The following is an 18,926-nucleotide window of genomic DNA, read 5'->3' as shown; positions in this document are numbered from 1 at the left end:
TCGTCGTGGTCGTGGTCCCATTCAAGGAGATCGATTCCCTCGAGCCCGTTCACGAGGACGACGTCGTCCTCGTAATCTCGTTCGAGCGTGTCCGCGAGATCCTGCGCCCACGAGAACTCGGGCGAGTCGAGGTAGACGAAGATCGCCGACGTCGCGACGTCCGAGGCGAGGTCGCCGTCGGGGCTCCAGCCGTGGCCCATCTCGCCGACGTCGACGGGATTCTCGAAGTCGATCACGTCGCCGCCGACCTGCTCGGCCCAGTCGTGGAGGGTGAAGAAGGCCGCGTAGCCGCCGTCGTCGGCGTCGAACGCGTCGTCACCCACTTCGGAGAGACAGCCGGCGATCGCGCCGGCGGCCATCGTTGCCGCGCTCGCCTCGAGTACCGAACGTCGTGTTCGCATCATAGTCGTCCGTTAGCGCCCCGGAATAAAAGTGTTATTATCTATACCCTCTTTGTTAATAATCAGAGGTACAGAGAGAGGGTGTCTTGTTAACGAGAAGTCGGATCGGCCCGCTGCAACCGACCGCCGCGCCCTCCGAGGTCTTCGAAACGAAGTCGGTCCGGCGAGACCGGGCGATGCGCGCTCCGATGCGCCCGTCACTCCGCCACGGCCGCCGGCTCGGCACCCGCGTACCGTCGCAGTTCCTCGGGTGCGATCGGAAACACCGCCGACGGCGTCCCGGCGGCAGCCCAGACCGTCTCGTGCTGCAGAAGCGTTTCGTCCAGCAGGACCGGGACCGATTCGTCGTGGCCGAACGGCGGCACGCCGCCGATCGACCAGCCGAGCGTCGACCGAACGCGGTCGGGATCGGCCATCGTCACGCCGGACGGGTCGACGTCGAAGGCGTCCGCGAGCGCGGCCTCGCTCACCCGGTTCGCGCCGCTGGTCACGGAGACGACGAGCTCACCGTCGACGTCGAAGGCGAGCGAACTCGCGATCTGGGAGACGTCACAGTCGATCGCGTCGGCCGCGTCGGCCGCCGTCTTGGTCCCCTCGGGGAACTCGAACACTTCGGGGTCGAACCCGTACGCTTCCCGCGCTCGATCGGCGAACTCCGCTGCGCGCTCGTGCATCGTTCGGTGGTCGGCGGGACGGATCGAAAATCCAGCGATCGGCCGGACGACCTCACTCGAGGTCGACGACGACCTCGACGCCGTCCAGTCGCTCGTAGCGGGCGCCGGGCTCGGGTCGGACGTCGAACGCGTCCAGACGGACCACCAGCCGACCCGGCTCGATCGTCGCCCGGAGCATCGGACCGCGGCTGGTCACCACCACGTACGGCGGCGCGGCGACCGGACTGGCCGGAATCTCGTGGCCGATCGCGCCGACGACGTCGGCGAGCACGTGCGGCAGTCGGTCGAGGACGCCCGCCTCGCGGAGGGCCGCGCGAAGGGGGTCGGAAACCTCCTCGCGCGCGGTGGCTCGTCGGCCATCCCACGATGCGGCGACCGCGTCGGCGCATCGGTCGACCGCGGAGATCACGTCGGCGTGGCTCTCGCGTACGTGGGCCGTGACGGCGGAATCCAGTTCGGACATCGATCGGATCGGGTCGATCAGACGGTGCGTTCGATCCGACCGGCGAGGTCGAGAGTCGCCACGTCCGCCGGCGACGCGTTCGCGACCGCGTCCAGGAACGCGATCCGGTAACTCGCCGGCCCGTCGTGGTCCGTCTCGGCCGCGCGCTCGCCCGCCAGGCCGAACCCGAGGGTACCGTAGAGCGCCGCGTCGATCGGCTCGACGACGGCCCCGCAGAACGCGGCGATCGTCGCGCCGAGCACGCAGCCGGTGCCGACGACCTCGCCCATCCGCTCGTGACCGACGGTCAGCTCGTAGGCGGCCTCGCCGTCGGCCACGACGTCCGTCACCCCGGAGGCGACGACGGTCGCGCCGGTCGAGTCGGCGAGCGCCCGCGCGGTCTCGTCGATCTCGTCGTACTCCCCGATCGACTCGACGCCCTGGACCTCGGCCTCGACGCCGGCGAGCGCGCTCACCTCGCCGTGGTTGCCCTTGATCGCGGCGAAGTCCACGGTCGAGAGCAGGCGCTCGGCGTTCTCCCGTCGCGTGGGCGTCGCACCCGCGCCGACGGGGTCGAGGACGACGGGGACGCCACGGTCGTTCGCCTCTCGTCCGACGGCGAGCATGGTCTCTACCTCCGCCGGCGAGGCGGTACCGATGTTCAGGTAGACCGCCCCCGCGGCGGCCACCATCTCCTCGGCGTCGCCCGGCGTGTCCGCCATCACCGGCAGCGCGCCCCAGTGGAGCGTGACCTGCGCGACGTCGTTCATCGTCACCCGGTTCGTCAGGTGCTGGACGAGGGTCCGGGATTCCCGCACGCTTCGCAGGGCGTCCGTAAACCCGTCGGCGCTCACCGGGGTCGATTCAGACATTGCCGACCACCTCCGCCAGGTGCTCGGTCGCGGCGGTCGGATCCTCCGCCGCCGTGATCTCGCTGATCACCGCCACGCCCGTCGCGCCGGCCTCGATCACCGGCGCCGCGTTCTCGCGGGTGATGCCGCCGATGCCGAACACCGGAACGTCGACCGCGTCCACCACCGCGGCGACGCCCTCCGGACCGATGCCGTCCTTCTCCGGCTCGACGTCCTTGGAGGAAGTGCCGTAGACGGCGCCCGTTCCGAGGTAGTCCGCGCCCGCGCGCTCGGCCGCCTCGGCCTCCTCGACCCGCCAGGCCGAGCAGCCGACGATCGCGTCGGGGCCGAGCAGTTCGCGCGCGACCGACACCGGGAGGTCCGACTGCCCGACGTGGACGCCGTCGGCGTCGATCGCCCGCGCCAGGTCGACCCGGTCGTTGACGATCAGCGGGACGCCCGCCGCCGCGGTCAGCTCCCGGAGCTCGCGGCCGAGTTCGTAGCGTTCGCGCGCGGATCGATCCTTGTCCCGAAGCTGGACGACGTCGATCCCGCCGTCGATCGCCGCCTCGACGACCGCTCGGGTCGACCGGCCCGCCGAGAGCGATTCCTGCGTCACGAGGTAGGTCCGCCAGTTCGAGGGAGTCACACCGCTCAGTCCGTCGGGCGGCCCCATAGGGGCTTCGAACGGCGCTTCCGTCCCGCTCCGCGGTGGGCCGTCGGCGCGTCGGTGCGGGGTTCCGGCCCGCTCCGCGGTGGGCCGTCGGCGCGTCGGTGCCGGGTTCCGGCCCGCGTCGCTGCGAGTTTCCGGCGCGCGTCGGTCAGCGATTCCGACGCACTGTTCCGACGCTGACCTCGTCGAATCGGTCGGCGACTCGACGACCGAATCGGCGCCACCACGGCCCGCGTTGACGGTCGAGCTGGCGGCGAAGGCGGGCGGTCTCACGTTCGAGTTCGGCGACCCGTTCGGTCAGCGCCGTCTCTTCGTCCTCCAGCCGATCGCGGCGTTCGCGCTCCGCGGCGAGTTCCGTCCGCAGCCGGTTGCGCTCGGCCCCCAGATTCTCGATCCGCCGCTCGAGTCGGTCGGGTTTCCGTTCGACGGCGTCGTATCCGGCGCTCACCTCGTCCGCGCGACCCACGTCGTCCTCCGCGCCGTCGGCAACTCCCTCGACCGCCTCGAGGTCGGACAGGTAGCCGCCGCGGGCCGCGTTCACGACGGCACCGACGAGAAGGACCAGCCCGCCGAAGTACAGCCAGGTGAGCAAGAGCAAGATCGCGCCGAGGATCTCGCCGCCGCCGGCACCCGCGAGCGCCACGTAGACCTGAAAGAGTCCCTGGAGGGCGGCCCAGCCGGCCGCCGCGACCACCACGCCCGGCAGGATCTCCCGCCGGGTGACCGGCGCGTCGGGGAAGTAGTAGAACATCGGGTAGAACGCGATCGTGAAGCCGATCACGAGCAAGAGCGGGTTGAGGACGCCCACGAGCGAGCCCACGGGAGCGATCGCGAAGGCGACGCTGGCGGCGATGGCGGCGAGCAGCGCCAGGCCGATGGCGCCGAACGCGATCCCGGCGTCGCGCAGCCCCTCGACGAACGACGCCTCGCCGACCGTCCCGTAGATCTCCGAGAAGGCGGTGTCGATCCCGCGAAAGATCTTGAGCGCGCCCCAGGAGAGGGTCACGAGGCCGATTATCGAAGCGCCGGCGCTACCCACGGACCCCTCGATCGAGCCCTCGAGCAGCTCTTGGCCGCTCTCGGGGAGGAACCCCTCGGTCATCGCGGTCACGCGCTCGGCCAGCGCCTCGTCGCCGACGGCGGAGACGAGAAAGAACACCAGCACGAGCAGCGGAATCAGCGAGACGAACGCGTAGTAGGCGATGCTCCCCGCCATGAAGGTCACGTTGCGCTCCTGCACGCCGGCGACGACAGTCTTCCCGAAGTCGACGGCGTCCGCGGTCGCGGTCATACGCCAATCAGGACGCGTGCGGGATTAGCGGACCGGCTTGCAGCTTCCGACCGCGAGCGACCCCGTCTTTCCCGCCGGTCGTCGGGGGACGACCGCGGGTGCGGGCGACACGTTGATAGGATCGGTCGCGTACTCCGGGGTGTGTACTGGCAGGGACACGTCGGCGCCGCGGCGATCGCGTACGCGCCGCTCGGCGCGTGGGTCGCGGCGACGGGCGCGCGGCGGCTGGCCGTCGTCGGCCTCCTCGTCGCCGTGGCTCTCTCGACGCTTCCGGACGTCGACCAGCGGCTCCCGATCGCCCACCGCGGTCTAACCCACACCGTCTGGTTCGTCGTCGCCGGATCGATCGCGGCCGGCATCGCGGGATCCGTCGCGGCGCCGCTGATCGGCGCCGACGCCGGGCTCGCCGGGACGATCGTCGCCGCCGCGGCCGCGACGGCGCTCGCTTCGCACCTGTTCGCCGACGTCGTCACGCCGATGGGAATCAGACCGTTCGAACCGCTCTCCTCGGCCTCCTACACGTTCGAACTCGTCTACTCGAAGAATCGCCGGGCGAACCGCGTCCTGTTCGTCGCGGGCGGCCTCGCCATCGCGGCGTTCACGCTGTTGGTGCGGTGAGAGACGGTTCTTGATCCGGCGAGAGCCTACCGTTGAGACCGCGAACGACGAGCGCTCGCGCGCCGAGAGACGGGTCGGTCATCGCGGCCGCCCGACGGGTCGATCGCTCATCCGCGTCTCGACCGCCGTCGGACGGCGCCGGCCGTTACGGCGACGTGCTTCCCTCGAACACCGCCTCGACTCGCTCGCGGCCGGGGAGCGCGGCCATCGCCCCCGCCGCGGTCGTCGCCGACGCGGCCACGGCGTTCGCGAAGGCGAGCGTCCCCTCGAGGTCGCGCCCGTCGAGAGCGGCCGCGATCGCGCCCGCGAGGAAGGCGTCCCCGGCGCCCGTCGCGTCGACGACGTCCACGTCGTAGCCGCCGTGTTCGGCGCTCTCCGCCCACGACGGCCCGCCCGCCATCGCGTCGAACGCGTCGCCGGCCGCGACGGCGAGGGCGCCTTCGTCGCCCCGGGTGCAGAAGACGGCGTCGAGGTCGGCCTCGAGGGCGTCGCGGGCGAGTTCGCGGTCCGTCTCGCCGTCGAATCCGAGGCGGGCGAGCTCCCTTCGCGTCGCCTTACACACGTTCGCGTGAACGAGCGCGTCGCGCGCGACCAGGCGGAACGTCGCCTCGTCGTCCCAGAGTTCCGGCCGGTAGTTGGCGTCGAACGAGACGATGCACCCCGCGCTCGCGGCACGCTCCAGCAGATCCAGCGTGGCGGCCCTGGATCGGCCGCTCGAGAGCGTCACGCCGCCCGCGTGCACCCAGGAGCAGTCGGCGAGGGTCTCGTCCGGCACCCGTCCGGGCTCCATCCGCGTGTCGGCGGTCCCGTCCCGGTAGAAGGTGAACGCGCGGTCACCCGAGTCGTCGTGCGTGACGAACGCGAGGGATGTCTGCGCGGACGGATCTCGCTCGACGAAATCGGCGCGCACGCGCTCGTCGTCGAGGACGCCTTCCAGGTACCGCCCGAACGGGTCGGATCCGAGCCGAGTCCAGAACAGCGGGGTCCGGTCCAGGCGCGCCAGCGCGACGGCGACGTTGGCGGGCGCACCGCCGGGCCGACGGTCGAATCCCGAAACGTCGGTCAGCGGGCCCGCCCGCTCGGGAAGAAAGTCGATCAGCGTCTCGCCGGCGACCAGGACGTCCCGACTCATGCGTGTAGGTCACCGACGGCGCGCGTCGGTATAAGCGCGGCGAGCGGGGGGGAATTCGCCGCGTCCGCGGCAACCGGAGTCCATCGATCGGACGACGACGGGAACGGCTGGGACGCGAGGGACGGCGCCTACAGGACGATGCTCTTCGTCCGCATCAGTTCGTGGATCGAGGCGTCGAGCCCCTCGCGGCCGATTCCCGAGTCCTTGTTGCCGCCGAATGGGACGTCGCCCAGGCCGTGGGAGGGCGGGCCGTTGATGCGGACGCCGCCGGCGTCGACGCGCTCGGCGACCTCGAGCGCGCGGTCGTAGTCGCTGGTGAACACCGCGGCGTCGAGGGCCAGGTCCGAGGCGTTTGCGATCTCGACGGCCTCCTCGCGGTCCGAGAAGGTCGTGACGGCGGCGACGGGTCCGAACTGCTCCTCGTCGACGATCCGGGCGTCGCGGGGCACGTTCGCCAATAGGGTCGGCTCGAAGAACTGGTCCGCGAGTTCGTCCGGGACGCCCTCGGGCGCGCGGCGCTCGCCGCCGCGGACGAGAGTCGCGCCCTTCTCGACGGCCTCGTCGACGAGTTCCTGGACCCACTCGGCCTGGTCGACGCTGATGAGCGGACCGAGCGCCGTGTCCTCGTCGAAGAGGTTCCCCGCCCGCCAGGCGTCCATCTGGCCGTCGATCAGGTCGACGAGGTCGTCGTGTACCTCCTCGTGGACGAGGACGCGCGAGACGGCCGAGCACCGCTGGCCGGCGTACTTGAACGACCCCTTGGCACAGCTGCCCGCGACGTCGGCGAGGTCCGCGTCCTCGAAGACGATCGCGGGCGCGTTCCCGCCGAGTTCCATGTGGAGGTTGACCATGCCGCTCTCGCGGGCGACGTGTTTGCCGGCGCCGGAGGAGCCGGTCATGGCGATGGCGTTCACCCGCTCGTCTCCCGAGAGCACGTCCCCGATCCGGCTCGCCTCGCCGGGGACGAAGTGGAACGCGTCGTCCGGGATCGCCTCGACGCCCGCGATCACGTCCGCGAGGATCGCCGCGGAGATGGGCGTCTTGGTCGCGGGCTTCAGGACGACCGCGTTGCCGGCGGCGAGCGCGGGCGCGACCTGGAGCGCGGTCGTCGCCAGCGGGTAGTTGTACGGCGTGATGCACAGCACCGTCCCGATCGGCTCGTGCTTGACGATCGCGCGCCACCCCTCGTGGCCCTCGGTCGAGCCCTCGCGATACTCGCCCTTGCTCACGATGTTGCGGGCCTCCTCGGCCGCGCGGCGGAACCGCTCGGCCGCGGCGGTCACCTCGCCCCTGGCCGAGGAGATCGGCTTGCCCGCCTCGCGGACGATGACCTCGGCGAGTTCCTCCTCGCGCGCGTCGAGCCCCTCGGCGATCGCCTCGCACCACCCCGCGCGCTCGACCACGGTCGTTCGTCGGAGCACGGGCTTCAACTCGTGGGCCGCCGCGAGCGCGCGTCTCGCTTCGGCCGGGCCCGCGGCCGCGATCTCGGCGAACGTCCCGCCGGCGGCCAGGTCCGTGACGGCGATCGTCCCGTCGGTATCGATCCACTCGCCCGCCACGTACAGTCGCTCCCGTCGCTGTGCGATGCTCGTACCCATATGGCGGCCTACGAGCGCCGACGATAAAATATTTACTCACTATAGGAGTATTGTTCCGAGCCGTTCTGGGGCGGGTCCGCAGGCGGCGTGTAGGGGATCCCTCGCGGCTCTAACTCACAACTCGGGGACCCGCCGTTCGGCGTCCACACCGACCGACGACAGTCCCACGACAGCCGCGTACCGTCCTCACCGTACCAGCCCCCGGGACGGGGGCAGAACGCATAGGCTTCGGGCCTGCAATCGAAAACTGGATTTTCTATTATTCGAAAAATTGTTTCGATTGGGCAATGTTTAAGGGCGTCGGGGCGGTAGTTTGAGTCGAGATGAGTACCCAGAAGACCGTCCGCCAGCAAGCCGATGCTATCGAGCAGAGCAGCCTCCGCATCGACACGGACAGGGCCGAGCAGATCGTCGACGCGCTGAACACGGAACTCGCGAACGCGTACGTTCTCTACCACCAGCTCAAAAAGCACCACTGGGTGGTCGAGGGCGCCGAGTTCCTTCCGCTGCACCGATTCACCGAGGAAGCCTACGAACACGCCGAGGAAGGTGCCGACATCATCGCCGAGCGCGCCCAGGCGCTCGGCGGCGTCCCCGTCTCCGGGCCGGCGAACCTCGAGCGTCGCGCGACGGTCGAGTTCGAGGGCGAGGACGTCTACGACGTCCGCACGATGTTCGAGAACGACCTCGAGATGTACGGGGAGATCATCGAGTCGATGCGCGACAGCATCGAACTCGCCGACAACCTCGGCGACTACGCGACCGGCGAGATCCTCCGGGAGATCCTCGTCACCGTCGAGGAGGACGCCCACCACTTCGAGCACTACCTCGAGGACGACACGCTGGTGCTCGAAGAGGCGACGAAATAATCCCGCTCGAGCGAACGCTGCGGACGCACCGTTTTTGGAGCGCCCCTCGGCCGACGTCCAACGGACCGAACCGACACGTTCGACCGAAAGCGACGACGACTCCGCTATCGAGCGGCCGCTACGGACGTTGGACGTGGCAAAGCGGACGACCACGACGCCGCAGACGAACGGAGTGGCGAAACGGAAGAGGTCGACGCCGCAGACGAACGGAGTGGCAAAAACGGAAGAGGTCGACGCCGCAGACGAACGGGGCGGCAAAACGGGCGAGCGGTATCGAACCGAGAGAGGGAGGAACGTGCCGGAGCGACGGCTGAAAACCGCAGTGACCGCGCGGGTCGGACGAAACGCGCGTCGGTAACGTCGCCGCGGCGCTCGGCGAGAACGACGCGACCGCCCGGCCGGTTATCGTTCCAGCTCGACCGCGAAATTCGTGGCGATCCAGCCGTCGGTGTTGTCGCGCTCGGTGAAGACCAGCCGGCCCGGCCTGGTCTCGTGGCTCGTGACGATCGCCGACGGCTCGTCGATCGGTTCGTCGGCATCCGCATCCTGCCTTCGGGCGGGGACGTCCATCGAGTATCGAGTGAAGTTAGGCGAGCCTAAATCTATAAACGTTGTGCTCGTCCCCGGCCCGCCGGAACGCCGAGCCCACGTCGAGTCCCGGTCGCGAGACCGGTGGGCTGAAGTGGTCCGACGACCCTGTCGCATCAATGCCGAGGCCGATTCCCTTCGACGAGTACTACGATCTCGCCTCGATCGAGTCTCTCGCCGTTTCGCCCGACGGAGCTCGCGTCGCCTTCGTCACGGAAGAATTCGATCGCGACGAGGACGAGTCCCGGCGATCGCTATTCGTCGTCCCCGCGGACGGCGCCGGGTCGCCCCACCGATTGACCCGCGTGGCGAACGCGACCTCGCCGACGTTCAGCCCCGACGGCTCGAAGCTGGGGTTTCTGGCCGCCCGGGAGCAGGACGTCGCGATCGCCGTCGACGGCTCGCCGGACGGCGACCAGACCGACGAAACGGGCGATCGGACAGTCGACGGGGAGGTTGACGACGAATCTCCCGACGAGGGTGACGGTGAAGCCGACGACGATCCCGACACCCAGGTGTGGGCGTTCGACCTCGATCGCGGCGGCGACGCCAGGCAACTGACGACGCTCGAGGAGGGCGCGAGCGAGTTCGACTGGGCGCCCGACGGCGAGCGGATCGTCGTCGCCGCGCGCGACCCGACCGACGAGGAGCGGGCGTACCTCGATCGTCGGAAGGAAGGCGGGCCGATCGAGACCGAGCGCCTCCAGCACAAGCACGACGGAGCCGGGTGGCTCGACACGGTTCGAACGTACCTCTTCGTCGTCGACGCGGAGAGCAGGGAGGCGACGCGGCTGGACGACGCCCACGACGGCGGTGGACTCGTCACGCCCAGAGGCGGGCTCCAGCCGCGGTGGTCGCCTGACGGCGACCGGATCGTCTTCCGCTCGTACCGGGGCGAACGTCCGGACGACGGGTACGCCGTCGACCTGTACGCGGTCTCGCCCGGCGGGGGCGACGCCGAGCGGCTCACCGACGGGTCGCTGTGGACCGGCGCGCCGCGCTGGTCGCCGACGGGCGATCGACTCGCCTTCGCCGGGAGCGACCCGGACAACCAGTACGCCCCGACGGAGCTGTACGTCCTCGACGGCGGGAGGATCAGGCCGGTGACGGTCGACCTCGATCGGACGCTGGCTCGCGCCGGAACGCCACAGTGGCTCGACGAGGAGGCGCTCCTGACGGCCGTCGGCGACGAGGGGCGGACGCGGCTCGTCCGCGCGGCGGTCGACGGCTCCGGCGTCGAGCGAACGTTCGAGGCCCAGGGATCCGACCGGGCGATTCGCGGGCTCGATCACGCCGACGGGACCGTCGCCGTGCTCCTGAGTCACCCGAGCGAGGGAACCGACGTCCACGCCGTCGACGTCGACGACCTGGACGCGGCCGAACCCGACGTTCGACGACTCACCGCCGTCAACGACGACGAACTCGCCCGCTGGCCGACCCCGCGATGCGAGCGCGTGACCTACGAGAGCGACGACGGGACGGGGATCGAGGCGATCGTCTACGCGCCCGAGGAGCTGGACGCGGACGATCCGGAACCCCGTCCCCTCGTCTGTGCGATCCACGGCGGCCCGATGTCCTACGACGAGCCCCGCTTTTCGTTCGCCGACGCCTGCTGGACGAGTCGCGGGTACGTCGTGGTCAAGCCCAATTACCGGGGCAGCACCTCTTACGGGCGCGACTTCTGTGAGACCCTGCAGGGCCGGTGGAACTCGATCGAGGTCCAGGACGTCCTCGCCGGCGTTGACGCGCTCGTCCAGCGCGGGTGGGCCGACCCCGACCGCCTCTTTTGCACGGGGTTCTCCCAGGGCGGCGTGCTCACGGCCTACGCCGTCACGAAGACGGACCGCTTCGCCGCCGCGGCCCCCGAGCACGGCATCTACGATGCGCGCTCGTGCTTCGGCACCGACGACTGTCACGTCTGGTGGGAGAACGACTACGGACTCCCGTGGGAGAACCCGGAGGGGTACGCGGCGGCCTCCAGCATCGAAGACGTCGACGAGATCGAGACGCCGCTGCTCGTCACTGCAGGGGGCGAAGACTGGCGCTGCCCGCCGTCCCAGGCCGAGCAGCTCTACGTCAGCGTAAAAAAGCGGGGCGTCCCCGCGAAGCTGGTCGTCTACCCGGACGAACACCACGACGTGGGCGACCCCGACCGCGCGATCCACCGGTTCGAAGAACTCGCGAGCTGGTTCGGGCGATTCGATCCGGCGACGGGGGACGAATCGGAGAACTGAACCCGTCGACCGTCACGATCCGCGCGGGCCGGCGTGCCGACGACCGAGGATGGCCGAGCAGCGTCGGCGTGCCGACGGATCGAAGAGCGCAGAGCAACGTCGACGTGCCGACGGACCGAGGACGGCCGCGCGGCGACGGCGAATCGCTTTTTCTTCGCCCCGGCGTATCGACGGACGGTCATGGAGTTCGACGTGGTTCAGGGCGACATCGCCGAACAGTCCGCCGACGCGCTGGTCAACGCCGCCGGGACGAGCCTGCGGATGGGGTCGGGCGTCGCCGGCGCGCTCCGGCGCGGCGCGGGCGAGGAAATCGACGAGGAAGCGACGGAGAAGGGGCCCGTCGACCTCGGCGAGGTGGCCGTCACCGACCCCTACGACCTCGACGCCGAGTACGTGATTCACGCGGCGGCGATGCCCCACTACGGCGACGGGAAGGCCACCGAAGCGAGCATCGGCGACGCGACGCGCAACGCGCTGGAGCGGGCGGACGCACTCGGCTGCGAGTCGCTCGTGATGCCCGCGCTCGGCTGCGGTGTGGCGGGGTTCGATCTCGAAGACGGCGCCGCGATCATCGCCGAGGAGATCGACGACTACGAGCCGGATACGCTCGCCGAGGTTCGCTTCATCGCCTACGGCGACGAGGAGTACGAGACGATCCGGGACGTCGCGGGACCGACCAGCGGGTGATCGCCGTCGCCGATCGAGCGGCGCCCGCCGCGGCGATCACCCGAGTTTCACTTCGGCGGTCGAGATCTCGTCCCAGCCGTCGACGATCGTGACGCGGACGAGCGAGGGCCGAACGGTCGGCGTCAACCGTACGAGCGCGGTCGGTTCCGAGACCGCGTCGCCGACGCCGGCGTCGTCGTGGCTGGTGACGATCCGTAGGTCGATCCGTTCCGCGTCCGCGCTCACTTTTTCGACCTCGAGGTAGTACCCGGTCTGGGGCCCCCGACCGCGGACGAAGCAGAGGAGCGACTCCCCGAAGTCCGTACGCTCGACGAACGTCCGTCGCGACTCTCGGATCTCCGCTCGATCGATTCGGTCGAACTCGAAGGTTCGATCCGCCTCCGTGCGGGACGTGACGACGACGACAGACTCGTCTCCGGGCACTTCGGCGGCCGTCGTGTACGTCCATTCGTTCTCGATGTCGTACTCGACATCCACCGCGGGACGATCGGGATCGGCGCCGCCGGCGTCGTTCGAATCCGGCTCCGAGAGCGACCCGCCCTCGAGGCAGCCCGCGGTCGTCGCCGGAATCGTCGCGCCCGCGAGTAACAGTAGCCGTCGTCTGTCGAGTATCCGTCGACCGCCCATGATCCACCATCGCACGCCGCCTCTCAAAACGGTGCGGGTAGGTGAAATCCGCGTTTGACCGATACCGTCCGCGCCCCGTCTAGTTCGCCAGCGAGAGGCCGCGGATCTCGACCGAGTTCCCCTCCACGACGCGGCCGATCACCGCGCCGTCGGTCTCGGCCGCGAGTTCCGCGGCCTGGGCCTCCGGGAGCGAGAGGACGAAGCCGGTTCCCATGTTGAACGTTCGGTGCATCTCCTCGTCGGAGATGGCGCCTTCCTCCTGGACGAACTCGAAGACGGGCTGGGCGGGGAGCGGGTCGTCGATCTCGTAGCGCCGGTCGCCCATCCGGAGCAGGTTGGTCCAACCGCCGCCGGTGACGTGAGCGGCCGCGCTGACGTCGTACTCGCGGATTGGGTCGAGCAAGTCGGTGTAGATCCGCGTCGGGCGCAAGAGCTCTTCGCCGATCGTCCGCTCGGGGATCGGCGGAAACGGGTCGTCGTACTCGTGCTCGCGGGTGACGGCTTCGCGGGCGAGCGTCAGCCCGTTCGAGTGGATCCCGTTCGAGGGGAAGCCGACGAGGGCGTCGCCGACGGTCGCCTCCCCATCGAGCACCTCGTCCGTTTCCGCGAGGCCAGCGCAGGTTCCCGCGAGGTCGAATCCGGTGACGACCTCCGGCATGACGGCCGTCTCGCCGCCGAGCAGGGTGAGGTCGGCCCGCTCCAGGCCGACCGCGAGCCCTTCACCGATCTCGTTCGTGACGGCCTCGTCCGGCTCGTCGATCGCGAGGTAGTCGACGAACGCCACCGGCTCGACGCCGGCGGCGACGAGGTCGTTGACGTTCATCGCGATGCAGTCGATGCCGATCGTCGAGAAGTCCCCGATCGCCGTCGCAACCAGCAGCTTCGTCCCGACGCCGTCGGTCGCCAGCGCCAGGTAGCGATCGCCGATGTCGAGCAGGCCGGCGTACTCGGTCGTCAGATCGCTTCCGAAGGCGTCGAGGAGCGCCGCCGTGGCGTCCTCGCTGGCCTCGATGTCCACCCCCGTCTCGGCGTAGGTGAGCCCCTCCTCGTCTCGGTCGGTCATGCCTGAACGACCTCGGAGCGTCGGCAAAAGGTCACCGGTCCGGCCCGGCGGTTCGTCACCCCGGCCGCGGGCGTCAGTCGGACGGAGACGCCGCCGAGTCGGCCCCGACGGATCGTCGGAGTCCGAGCGACGACTCGGTCGCCTCGGGGACCGGCGGGAGCCGCCGCAATCGCGCGTTCACCACGAAGTAGCCGCCGAACCCAGCGAGGAAGACTGCCAGGATCGCGATAACCGCCGAGACCCCCACGACGCCCGCCAGGGCGCCGCCGCCGAGCGAGCCCAGCGGAAGCATGATCGCGGCGATGCTCGACGTCATCGACGTCACGCGACCGAGGAGCGCGTCGTCGACGGCGGACTGAACCATCGACCAGAAGAGCACGCTAAACGCGCCGACCGGGACGAACGTGAGGAAAAACAGCGCGACGGTCCCCCACAACCACGGCACGACGAGGGCCGCGGTCAGCGCGAGCGACGCCCAGGCGAACCCGGCGGCGCAGAAGAGTCCGTACGGGTACTCCTCGACGAGGTTCGATCCGACCGTCCCGACGAACATTCCGCCGGCGTAGGCCGCCATCAGCGCGCCGTAGGTCGTCGGGCCGCCGATGGAATCCGCGAACGCGGGCAGGACGGCCAGCGTCGCCCCGAACGCGACGTTCGCCACCATCACGCCGAGCACCAGCGACACGACCGCCGAGCCGCGCAGGTACCGTACCCCCTCGAGAAGTTCCTCGACGTATCCCGGATCGCCGCCCCCGTCGTCGACGGACGAGTCGGCGGCGGAACCGGTTTCCCGGTCGCGCGCCGCGTCCGTCGGCTCGCCCGCACCGTCCGCGATCGCGGTCGGACCGTCTCGAGATTCCGACTCGCCGGGATCCGACTCGCCGGGATCCGACTCGCCGGGGTTCGAGACGCCGGTTTCGGAATCCACGTTCGTCCCGCGCGGTGGAATCACGACCCCGAAAAACAGCATGGCCGCGATCGCGAACGTCACGGAGTTGAGCGCGAACAGGCTCACGGCCCCGACCGTCGCGATGACGATTCCGCTCGCGGCGTTGAAGATCGCGTCGGAGGACTGGTAGGCCATCGAGAACAGCGAGTTCGCCCGTACCAGCTGATCGCCCTCGACGATTCGGGGTAGCGCCGCGCTCTGGGCCGGGTAGACGAACTGGTTGAGGAACGCGAGCGCCGGCATCACGGCGAGAACGATCCAGACGTTGAGTCGGCCGACGGCGGCCGCGGCCGGGACGACGAGCACGAAGACCGCCTGCGCGACCTGCGTGGTGACGAGCACTGGCCGGAGCGGCCACCGATCGACGAGCGGCCCGACGAGGAATTGGAACGCGCGCGGGGCCTGCACCAGGAAGCCGGCGACGCCCGTGTACAGCGGCGAGCCAGTCAGTTCGTACACCAGCCACATCGCGCCGACCGTGTAGAGGCTGTCGCCGACGTTGGTCACGAGCCGGCCCGCGAACAGGCGACGGAACGAGACGTTCGAGCGGAGCGTCGTCATGTTTCGGACGACGGTCGCCGCCCACCTAAGTGTAATTAGAAATACACTTCTGTTCGCGGGTTTGCAGAACTCGATTCCTCTAATCGAGGCGTCAGATTCGGCGGGTCGCCACGACCGAGAGCTCGTCGTCGGTCGTGACGACCAGCGTTTCGTCCTCGATCTCGATCGGCACCTCGACCCGGAGCGGATCGGCCGCGGCGATCGACGAGACCCCGGTCTCGAGCCAGTCCAGTTCCCAGAAGGGCGTCTTCTGGACATCGAGGCCGTGTTCGTGGTGGAACGCGATCACGGACGGTTTCGCGAGAACGCCCGCGGCGGGGAACTCTCGCCAGTGCGCGCCGCAGCGCCCGCACCAGTTCTCGACGACAGCCGCGAGGTCGAGCCGCAGGAGGTGCGCCGGCGCGTCCTCATCCAGCGGGTCGACCCGGCGTCGCGTCCGCCCGCCACAGGTGTAACAGAGGCCCAGTTCGGCCGTCTGTCGGATGTGACGGACCCAGCGGTCGATCGCGTCGGGCGTCCGCTCCCTGGGCCAGCCCTCGAGGACGCCCGGCGGAATCGCGATCGGGTGGAACGTCGTATCGCAGGACAGACAGACCATCCGGACGGCCGTCTCGTCGAATCGCGTCTCCATGTCGCCGCCGCATCCCAGGCACGCCGCCGGCATCGAAACCGGGTCGGCGTCGAGCCGGTACGTGTAGACCCCCGAGAGGACCGCGCCGACCACCTGCCGTCCCGGCCCAGCGATCTCGTAGCCGTCGTCGCCGTCGCGAACGAACCGGCCGGTCAGCTTTCGCAGGTGGTAGTTGAACCCGCCCGGATCGTCCGCGCCCACGGCGGCGCGCAGCTCGCTGAACGCCACCGGTCCGTCCGCGTCGTTCAACGCCTCGAGGATCGCGAACCGCGTCTCGTGGGCCAGCAGTTCGAACGCCTCGGCCGGATCGAGCGCGTCGACCACCCGCTCGTCCCCGTTCGAACCCGTCTCCGTCATGCGGAGTCGTTCGATCGAGGTGCTGATAATTCCACCGCCACGTCCCGATCACGAGGCGGCCCGTTTCGGAACGGGGACGCGCCGAGGTCGGTTGTTCGATCGGAGCGAGGGACGACCCTCACCGGAACCCGACGAAAAGGATCACGTACAGCGCCAGCAGGAGGCTGGGGACGAACACGAGCACGAAGACGCTCGTGTTCCAGTCCTTGACCGACTTGCCGTCGAGCGGGCCGTACGGGATCATGTTGAACGCCGCGAGGAAGACGTTGATCCAGACGCCGAGCCGACCGACGTCCCCGGCCACGCCCGGCAGGAACATCAGCGGCAGGAAGAGCGCGGCGAGCGCGAGGTTGGTAACCGGTCCCGCGAGGGCGACGAGCCCGTTCTCGCGGAGGGTGATGCGGCCGCGGTGGTAGACGGCGCCGGGCGCGGCGAAGAGGAAGCCGATCAGCGCGCTCATGATGGCGAGAAAGAGCATGCTGTAGTCGGCCCGGAACTCGGCGACCTGTCCGAAGCGAATCGCGACGACCTTGTGCGCCAGTTCGTGCAAGAGGAACGCGACGCCGACCGTCACGAACGAAAGGGCCGTCCATCGCGGCATCGCGGCCACGTCGAAGCCGCCGGTTCCCGGTTCCCGCGCGATCAGCAGCGCGAACGCGACGCTCAGGACGATCCAGGCCGCCGCGAGGTCGAGGAGCTCCTTCTCGCTGAAGGCGATGCCGCTGCGGATCGCGTAGCTCACGGCAACAGCCCCCAGAGCAGTTCCAGGCTGTTACGGGCACCCCGGAACAGCTCGTTCATCAGTTCGCTCGTCCCCCCGATCTCGGTGCCGAACCACGGCAGCACGACGATCAGGAAGAGGAAGGTCGCGATCATGCTTCCGACGTTGGTCATCGCGACGATCATGATCAGCCGGAACAGCGGGACGTCGAGCATGTCACCGAACAGGTCGTCCAGCGGTCGGTCGGTGTCGCCGATGAGGTCGTTGAGCGTCTGGATGTCGGCCACGTTGACCGGCCGGTGGCGCAGTTCCATGTAGCCGGCGAACCAGCCCGGGGCGAGCAGCGGGTTGATGCTCGTCAGCCAGGCGACGCCGCCGCCGACGCCGGCGCTCGTCCACCGGGCGCCGGCCAACCTCGCCATCGCGAACGCGAAGATACCGTTGATCAGAAACCACGCCAGGAACAGCTGCAACAACAGGGTGTCCTGGACGCCGGCCATCAGCAACAGGAAGAAGAACGCCACGAAACCGACCATCAGGAGGTAGCCGAACACCTTCGCGATCGAGAACCGTCGTCCGGAGTCGGTCCCCGAGATCGCCGCGACCGGCGGCAGCGTCTCGGGATTCTCGAGGTAGCGCTCGATGCCGGCTTGGTGGCCGGCGCCCACGACGGCGACGACCCGGTAGCCCTGTTCGCGCAGCGCGTGGAGCCGATGGCCGATGAAGGCGTCGCGCTCGTCGATCAGCGCCTCCGCCCCGCCGGGACTGAACCGCCGGAACTCCTCCATCATCGCGGTGACGACGTCGCCGTCGGTGAGCTCTCCGATGTCGATTTCGTCCAGATCCTCGACCTCGTCCGCTGTCGACGCCATGAGCGTGCCGACGAGCAGGCCGAGTCCCGAGCCGATTCCGAGCCCGGCGAGGACGCCGACCGTGCCGCGAATCGACAGCGTGCCCGCGCTCTCGACGGAGCCGGCGGAGAGCGGGCCGACGAACGTCTCGGTCGCCACGAGCGCCACCGCCGCGGCGACGCCCAGCGCGGCGCCGGCCAGCAGCCGGAGCGTGAAGCCGCTGACGTAGGTGCCGCCGTTCCCGCCGACGTCGTCCAGCGAGGGGAGAAACAGCATTCCGAAGAGGAGGCCCGCTACGGTGCCGATGCCGACGGCGCCGACGTACTGCAGTAGCGTCGGATCGGTGATCCCGAGCGCCAGCGCGTCGCCGAGGCCCAGCCACGGGGCGACGAACGCGGCGAAGACGATCCCGAAGAACGCGCCCAGCGCGGCGCCGAACGCCAGCCCGACCGTCTTGGGGTCGGTCACGCCGAACGCGAGTCCGCCGATCAGCTTCGCCTTCTCGCCGTAGGAGAGCCGCGCCCAGAAGCGCTGCATCGTCACCTGGATGTCCCGGTCGACGAGCGCGACGCCCAATCCGTGGCCCTCCGCGGCGTCGATGGCCGCCTTCATGTCCGCACCGGGTTCGATGTCGAACCGCTCGCCGAGGCGCGACTGGACGTACGAGAGCATCCAGTAGGCCAGGAATTGAAAGACGGTGTTCCCGGAGAGCAGATCCTTCGCCTCGATGTCCTCGGGCGCGCCGCCGCGCAACTGTCGGTACCGCCCCTCGTCGAGTTCGACCGCCACCACGTCCGGACGCTCCTCGTCGATCGTCTCGGTGACTTCCTCGACGCTCGCCTGCGAGACGTGCGCCGTGCCGACCACCCGCACCTCGCCTCGCTCCCGGTCGGGGGGTGCCGGCGGGGCCGGCGCGCCGTCCTCGCCTACGTCGCTCATTACTGACGGTCAACAAGCCGGCGGCTTTTAGGGGTATCGAACCGACTGAGCGGCGGTCGTCGACGGCGTTCGTGGGAACGGAGGGTACCGAAGGCTGGCTTCGCGGACGCCCGGATCGCCGGAACGGGGTTTCTCGAAGACCGGCTTCGTGGACGTCCGGTTCGCCGGA

At 69.7% G+C, this 18,926-nt stretch carries 19 protein-coding genes; 4 read left to right on the top strand and 15 right to left on the bottom strand.

All coding sequences use genetic code 11. The annotated features are described in order from the left end of the window. The 6 genes from QZT59_RS16145 to QZT59_RS16120 form a co-directional block, all read right to left on the bottom strand. On the bottom strand, window positions 1–401 hold a 401-nt coding region (locus QZT59_RS16145), incomplete at its 3' end, for a metal ABC transporter solute-binding protein, Zn/Mn family (RefSeq protein WP_394348667.1). Window positions 402–598: 197 nt separating this feature from the next. Next, on the bottom strand, window positions 599–1,075 hold the full coding sequence (locus QZT59_RS16140) for a YbaK/EbsC family protein (RefSeq protein WP_290818700.1): 477 nt from the start codon (window positions 1,073–1,075) through the stop codon (window positions 599–601). Window positions 1,076–1,127: 52 nt separating this feature from the next. Continuing rightward, entirely contained in the window at window positions 1,128–1,538 is a 411-nt protein-coding gene (locus tag QZT59_RS16135) for a hypothetical protein (protein WP_290818698.1), read from the bottom strand. 17 nt (window positions 1,539–1,555) lie between these two features. After that, window positions 1,556–2,389 (bottom strand): hydroxyethylthiazole kinase, encoded by an 834-nt coding sequence (thiM, locus tag QZT59_RS16130; protein WP_290818696.1) that lies wholly within the window; start codon window positions 2,387–2,389, stop codon window positions 1,556–1,558. Continuing rightward, the gene (gene thiE / locus QZT59_RS16125) at window positions 2,382–3,017 is read right to left on the bottom strand and encodes a thiamine phosphate synthase (RefSeq protein ID WP_290818694.1); all 636 of its coding nucleotides are present in this window, start codon (window positions 3,015–3,017) and stop codon (window positions 2,382–2,384) included. Before thiE ends, thiM begins: the two co-directional genes overlap by 8 nt. A gap of 172 nt (window positions 3,018–3,189) precedes the next feature. Beyond that, window positions 3,190–4,332: a YihY/virulence factor BrkB family protein gene (locus QZT59_RS16120; RefSeq protein ID WP_290818692.1), complete on the bottom strand. Its 1,143-nt coding sequence runs from the start codon at window positions 4,330–4,332 to the stop codon at window positions 3,190–3,192. Between the two features lie 141 nt (window positions 4,333–4,473). Between QZT59_RS16120 and QZT59_RS16115 the strand changes: the two genes are divergently transcribed. Next, on the top strand, window positions 4,474–4,950 hold the full coding sequence (locus QZT59_RS16115; protein WP_290818690.1) for a metal-dependent hydrolase: 477 nt from the start codon (window positions 4,474–4,476) through the stop codon (window positions 4,948–4,950). Between the two features lie 145 nt (window positions 4,951–5,095). Here QZT59_RS16115 and QZT59_RS16110 read toward each other — a convergent pair whose 3' ends face one another. Both QZT59_RS16110 and QZT59_RS16105 read right to left on the bottom strand, forming a co-directional pair. After that, complete coding sequence (locus tag QZT59_RS16110; RefSeq protein ID WP_290818689.1) at window positions 5,096–6,082, bottom strand: carbohydrate kinase; 987 nt, start codon at window positions 6,080–6,082, stop codon at window positions 5,096–5,098. 128 nt (window positions 6,083–6,210) lie between these two features. Beyond that, window positions 6,211–7,680, bottom strand: coding sequence for an aldehyde dehydrogenase (locus QZT59_RS16105; protein WP_290818687.1), 1,470 nt, complete (start codon window positions 7,678–7,680; stop codon window positions 6,211–6,213). Window positions 7,681–8,003: 323 nt separating this feature from the next. Here QZT59_RS16105 and dpsA point away from each other — a divergent pair, with 323 nt between their 5' ends. After that, window positions 8,004–8,549, top strand: a complete 546-nt coding sequence (gene dpsA / locus QZT59_RS16100; protein ID WP_290818685.1) for a DNA starvation/stationary phase protection protein DpsA — start codon at window positions 8,004–8,006, stop codon at window positions 8,547–8,549. 402 nt (window positions 8,550–8,951) lie between these two features. Here dpsA and QZT59_RS16095 read toward each other — a convergent pair whose 3' ends face one another. Next, window positions 8,952–9,119, bottom strand: coding sequence for a hypothetical protein (locus tag QZT59_RS16095; protein WP_290818683.1), 168 nt, complete (start codon window positions 9,117–9,119; stop codon window positions 8,952–8,954). A 137-nt stretch (window positions 9,120–9,256) separates the two neighbouring features. Here QZT59_RS16095 and QZT59_RS16090 point away from each other — a divergent pair, with 137 nt between their 5' ends. Together QZT59_RS16090 and QZT59_RS16085 are read left to right on the top strand one after the other, a co-directional pair. Beyond that, window positions 9,257–11,371, top strand: a complete 2,115-nt coding sequence (locus QZT59_RS16090; protein WP_290818681.1) for a S9 family peptidase — start codon at window positions 9,257–9,259, stop codon at window positions 11,369–11,371. A 180-nt stretch (window positions 11,372–11,551) separates the two neighbouring features. Continuing rightward, window positions 11,552–12,058 carry a macro domain-containing protein gene (locus QZT59_RS16085; protein WP_290818679.1) on the top strand — a complete coding sequence of 169 codons (507 nt, stop codon included), beginning with the start codon at window positions 11,552–11,554 and terminating at the stop codon, window positions 12,056–12,058. Between the two features lie 36 nt (window positions 12,059–12,094). Here QZT59_RS16085 and QZT59_RS16080 read toward each other — a convergent pair whose 3' ends face one another. The 6 genes from QZT59_RS16080 to QZT59_RS16055 all read right to left on the bottom strand — a co-directional run bounded on the left by QZT59_RS16080 (window position 12,095) and on the right by QZT59_RS16055 (window position 18,757). Beyond that, the gene (locus QZT59_RS16080) at window positions 12,095–12,685 is read right to left on the bottom strand and encodes a hypothetical protein (protein ID WP_290818677.1); all 591 of its coding nucleotides are present in this window, start codon (window positions 12,683–12,685) and stop codon (window positions 12,095–12,097) included. A gap of 79 nt (window positions 12,686–12,764) precedes the next feature. Next, the gene (gene purM, locus QZT59_RS16075; protein WP_290818675.1) at window positions 12,765–13,748 is read right to left on the bottom strand and encodes a phosphoribosylformylglycinamidine cyclo-ligase; all 984 of its coding nucleotides are present in this window, start codon (window positions 13,746–13,748) and stop codon (window positions 12,765–12,767) included. 73 nt (window positions 13,749–13,821) lie between these two features. Beyond that, window positions 13,822–15,258, bottom strand: coding sequence for an MFS transporter (locus QZT59_RS16070; protein ID WP_290818673.1), 1,437 nt, complete (start codon window positions 15,256–15,258; stop codon window positions 13,822–13,824). Between the two features lie 91 nt (window positions 15,259–15,349). After that, on the bottom strand, window positions 15,350–16,246 hold the full coding sequence (locus QZT59_RS16065) for a helix-turn-helix domain-containing protein (protein WP_290818671.1): 897 nt from the start codon (window positions 16,244–16,246) through the stop codon (window positions 15,350–15,352). A 118-nt stretch (window positions 16,247–16,364) separates the two neighbouring features. Continuing rightward, the gene (locus QZT59_RS16060) at window positions 16,365–16,988 is read right to left on the bottom strand and encodes a metalloprotease (protein WP_290818669.1); all 624 of its coding nucleotides are present in this window, start codon (window positions 16,986–16,988) and stop codon (window positions 16,365–16,367) included. Continuing rightward, window positions 16,985–18,757, bottom strand: coding sequence for a TraB/GumN family protein (locus tag QZT59_RS16055; RefSeq protein ID WP_290818667.1), 1,773 nt, complete (start codon window positions 18,755–18,757; stop codon window positions 16,985–16,987). Before QZT59_RS16055 ends, QZT59_RS16060 begins: the two co-directional genes overlap by 4 nt. Between the last annotated feature and the right edge of the window lie 169 nt (window positions 18,758–18,926).

Origin of the sequence: Halovivax sp. (genome assembly GCA_007119345.1) — an archaeon.
Lineage (GTDB): Archaea > Halobacteriota > Halobacteria > Halobacteriales > Natrialbaceae > Halovivax.
This window is presented reverse-complemented; position numbering and strand designations above follow the sequence as displayed.

What these genes read in the sequence shown, in the direction of transcription:
- QZT59_RS16140 (WP_290818700.1), bottom strand. Translation starts at nt 1,075, where the DNA reads ATGCACGAGCGCGCAGCGGAGTTCGCCGATCGAGCGCGGGAAGCGTAC.
- QZT59_RS16135 (WP_290818698.1), bottom strand. Translation starts at nt 1,538, where the DNA reads ATGTCCGAACTGGATTCCGCCGTCACGGCCCACGTACGCGAGAGCCAC.
- thiM (WP_290818696.1), bottom strand. Translation starts at nt 2,389, where the DNA reads ATGTCTGAATCGACCCCGGTGAGCGCCGACGGGTTTACGGACGCCCTG.
- QZT59_RS16120 (WP_290818692.1), bottom strand. Translation starts at nt 4,332, where the DNA reads ATGACCGCGACCGCGGACGCCGTCGACTTCGGGAAGACTGTCGTCGCC.
- QZT59_RS16110 (WP_290818689.1), bottom strand. Translation starts at nt 6,082, where the DNA reads ATGAGTCGGGACGTCCTGGTCGCCGGCGAGACGCTGATCGACTTTCTT.
- QZT59_RS16105 (WP_290818687.1), bottom strand. Translation starts at nt 7,680, where the DNA reads ATGGGTACGAGCATCGCACAGCGACGGGAGCGACTGTACGTGGCGGGC.
- dpsA (WP_290818685.1), top strand. Translation starts at nt 8,004, where the DNA reads ATGAGTACCCAGAAGACCGTCCGCCAGCAAGCCGATGCTATCGAGCAG.
- QZT59_RS16095 (WP_290818683.1), bottom strand. Translation starts at nt 9,119, where the DNA reads ATGGACGTCCCCGCCCGAAGGCAGGATGCGGATGCCGACGAACCGATC.
- QZT59_RS16090 (WP_290818681.1), top strand. Translation starts at nt 9,257, where the DNA reads ATGCCGAGGCCGATTCCCTTCGACGAGTACTACGATCTCGCCTCGATC.
- QZT59_RS16085 (WP_290818679.1), top strand. Translation starts at nt 11,552, where the DNA reads ATGGAGTTCGACGTGGTTCAGGGCGACATCGCCGAACAGTCCGCCGAC.
- QZT59_RS16080 (WP_290818677.1), bottom strand. Translation starts at nt 12,685, where the DNA reads ATGGGCGGTCGACGGATACTCGACAGACGACGGCTACTGTTACTCGCG.
- purM (WP_290818675.1), bottom strand. Translation starts at nt 13,748, where the DNA reads ATGACCGACCGAGACGAGGAGGGGCTCACCTACGCCGAGACGGGGGTG.
- QZT59_RS16070 (WP_290818673.1), bottom strand. Translation starts at nt 15,258, where the DNA reads ATGACGACGCTCCGCTCGAACGTCTCGTTCCGTCGCCTGTTCGCGGGC.
- QZT59_RS16065 (WP_290818671.1), bottom strand. Translation starts at nt 16,246, where the DNA reads ATGACGGAGACGGGTTCGAACGGGGACGAGCGGGTGGTCGACGCGCTC.
- QZT59_RS16055 (WP_290818667.1), bottom strand. Translation starts at nt 18,757, where the DNA reads ATGAGCGACGTAGGCGAGGACGGCGCGCCGGCCCCGCCGGCACCCCCC.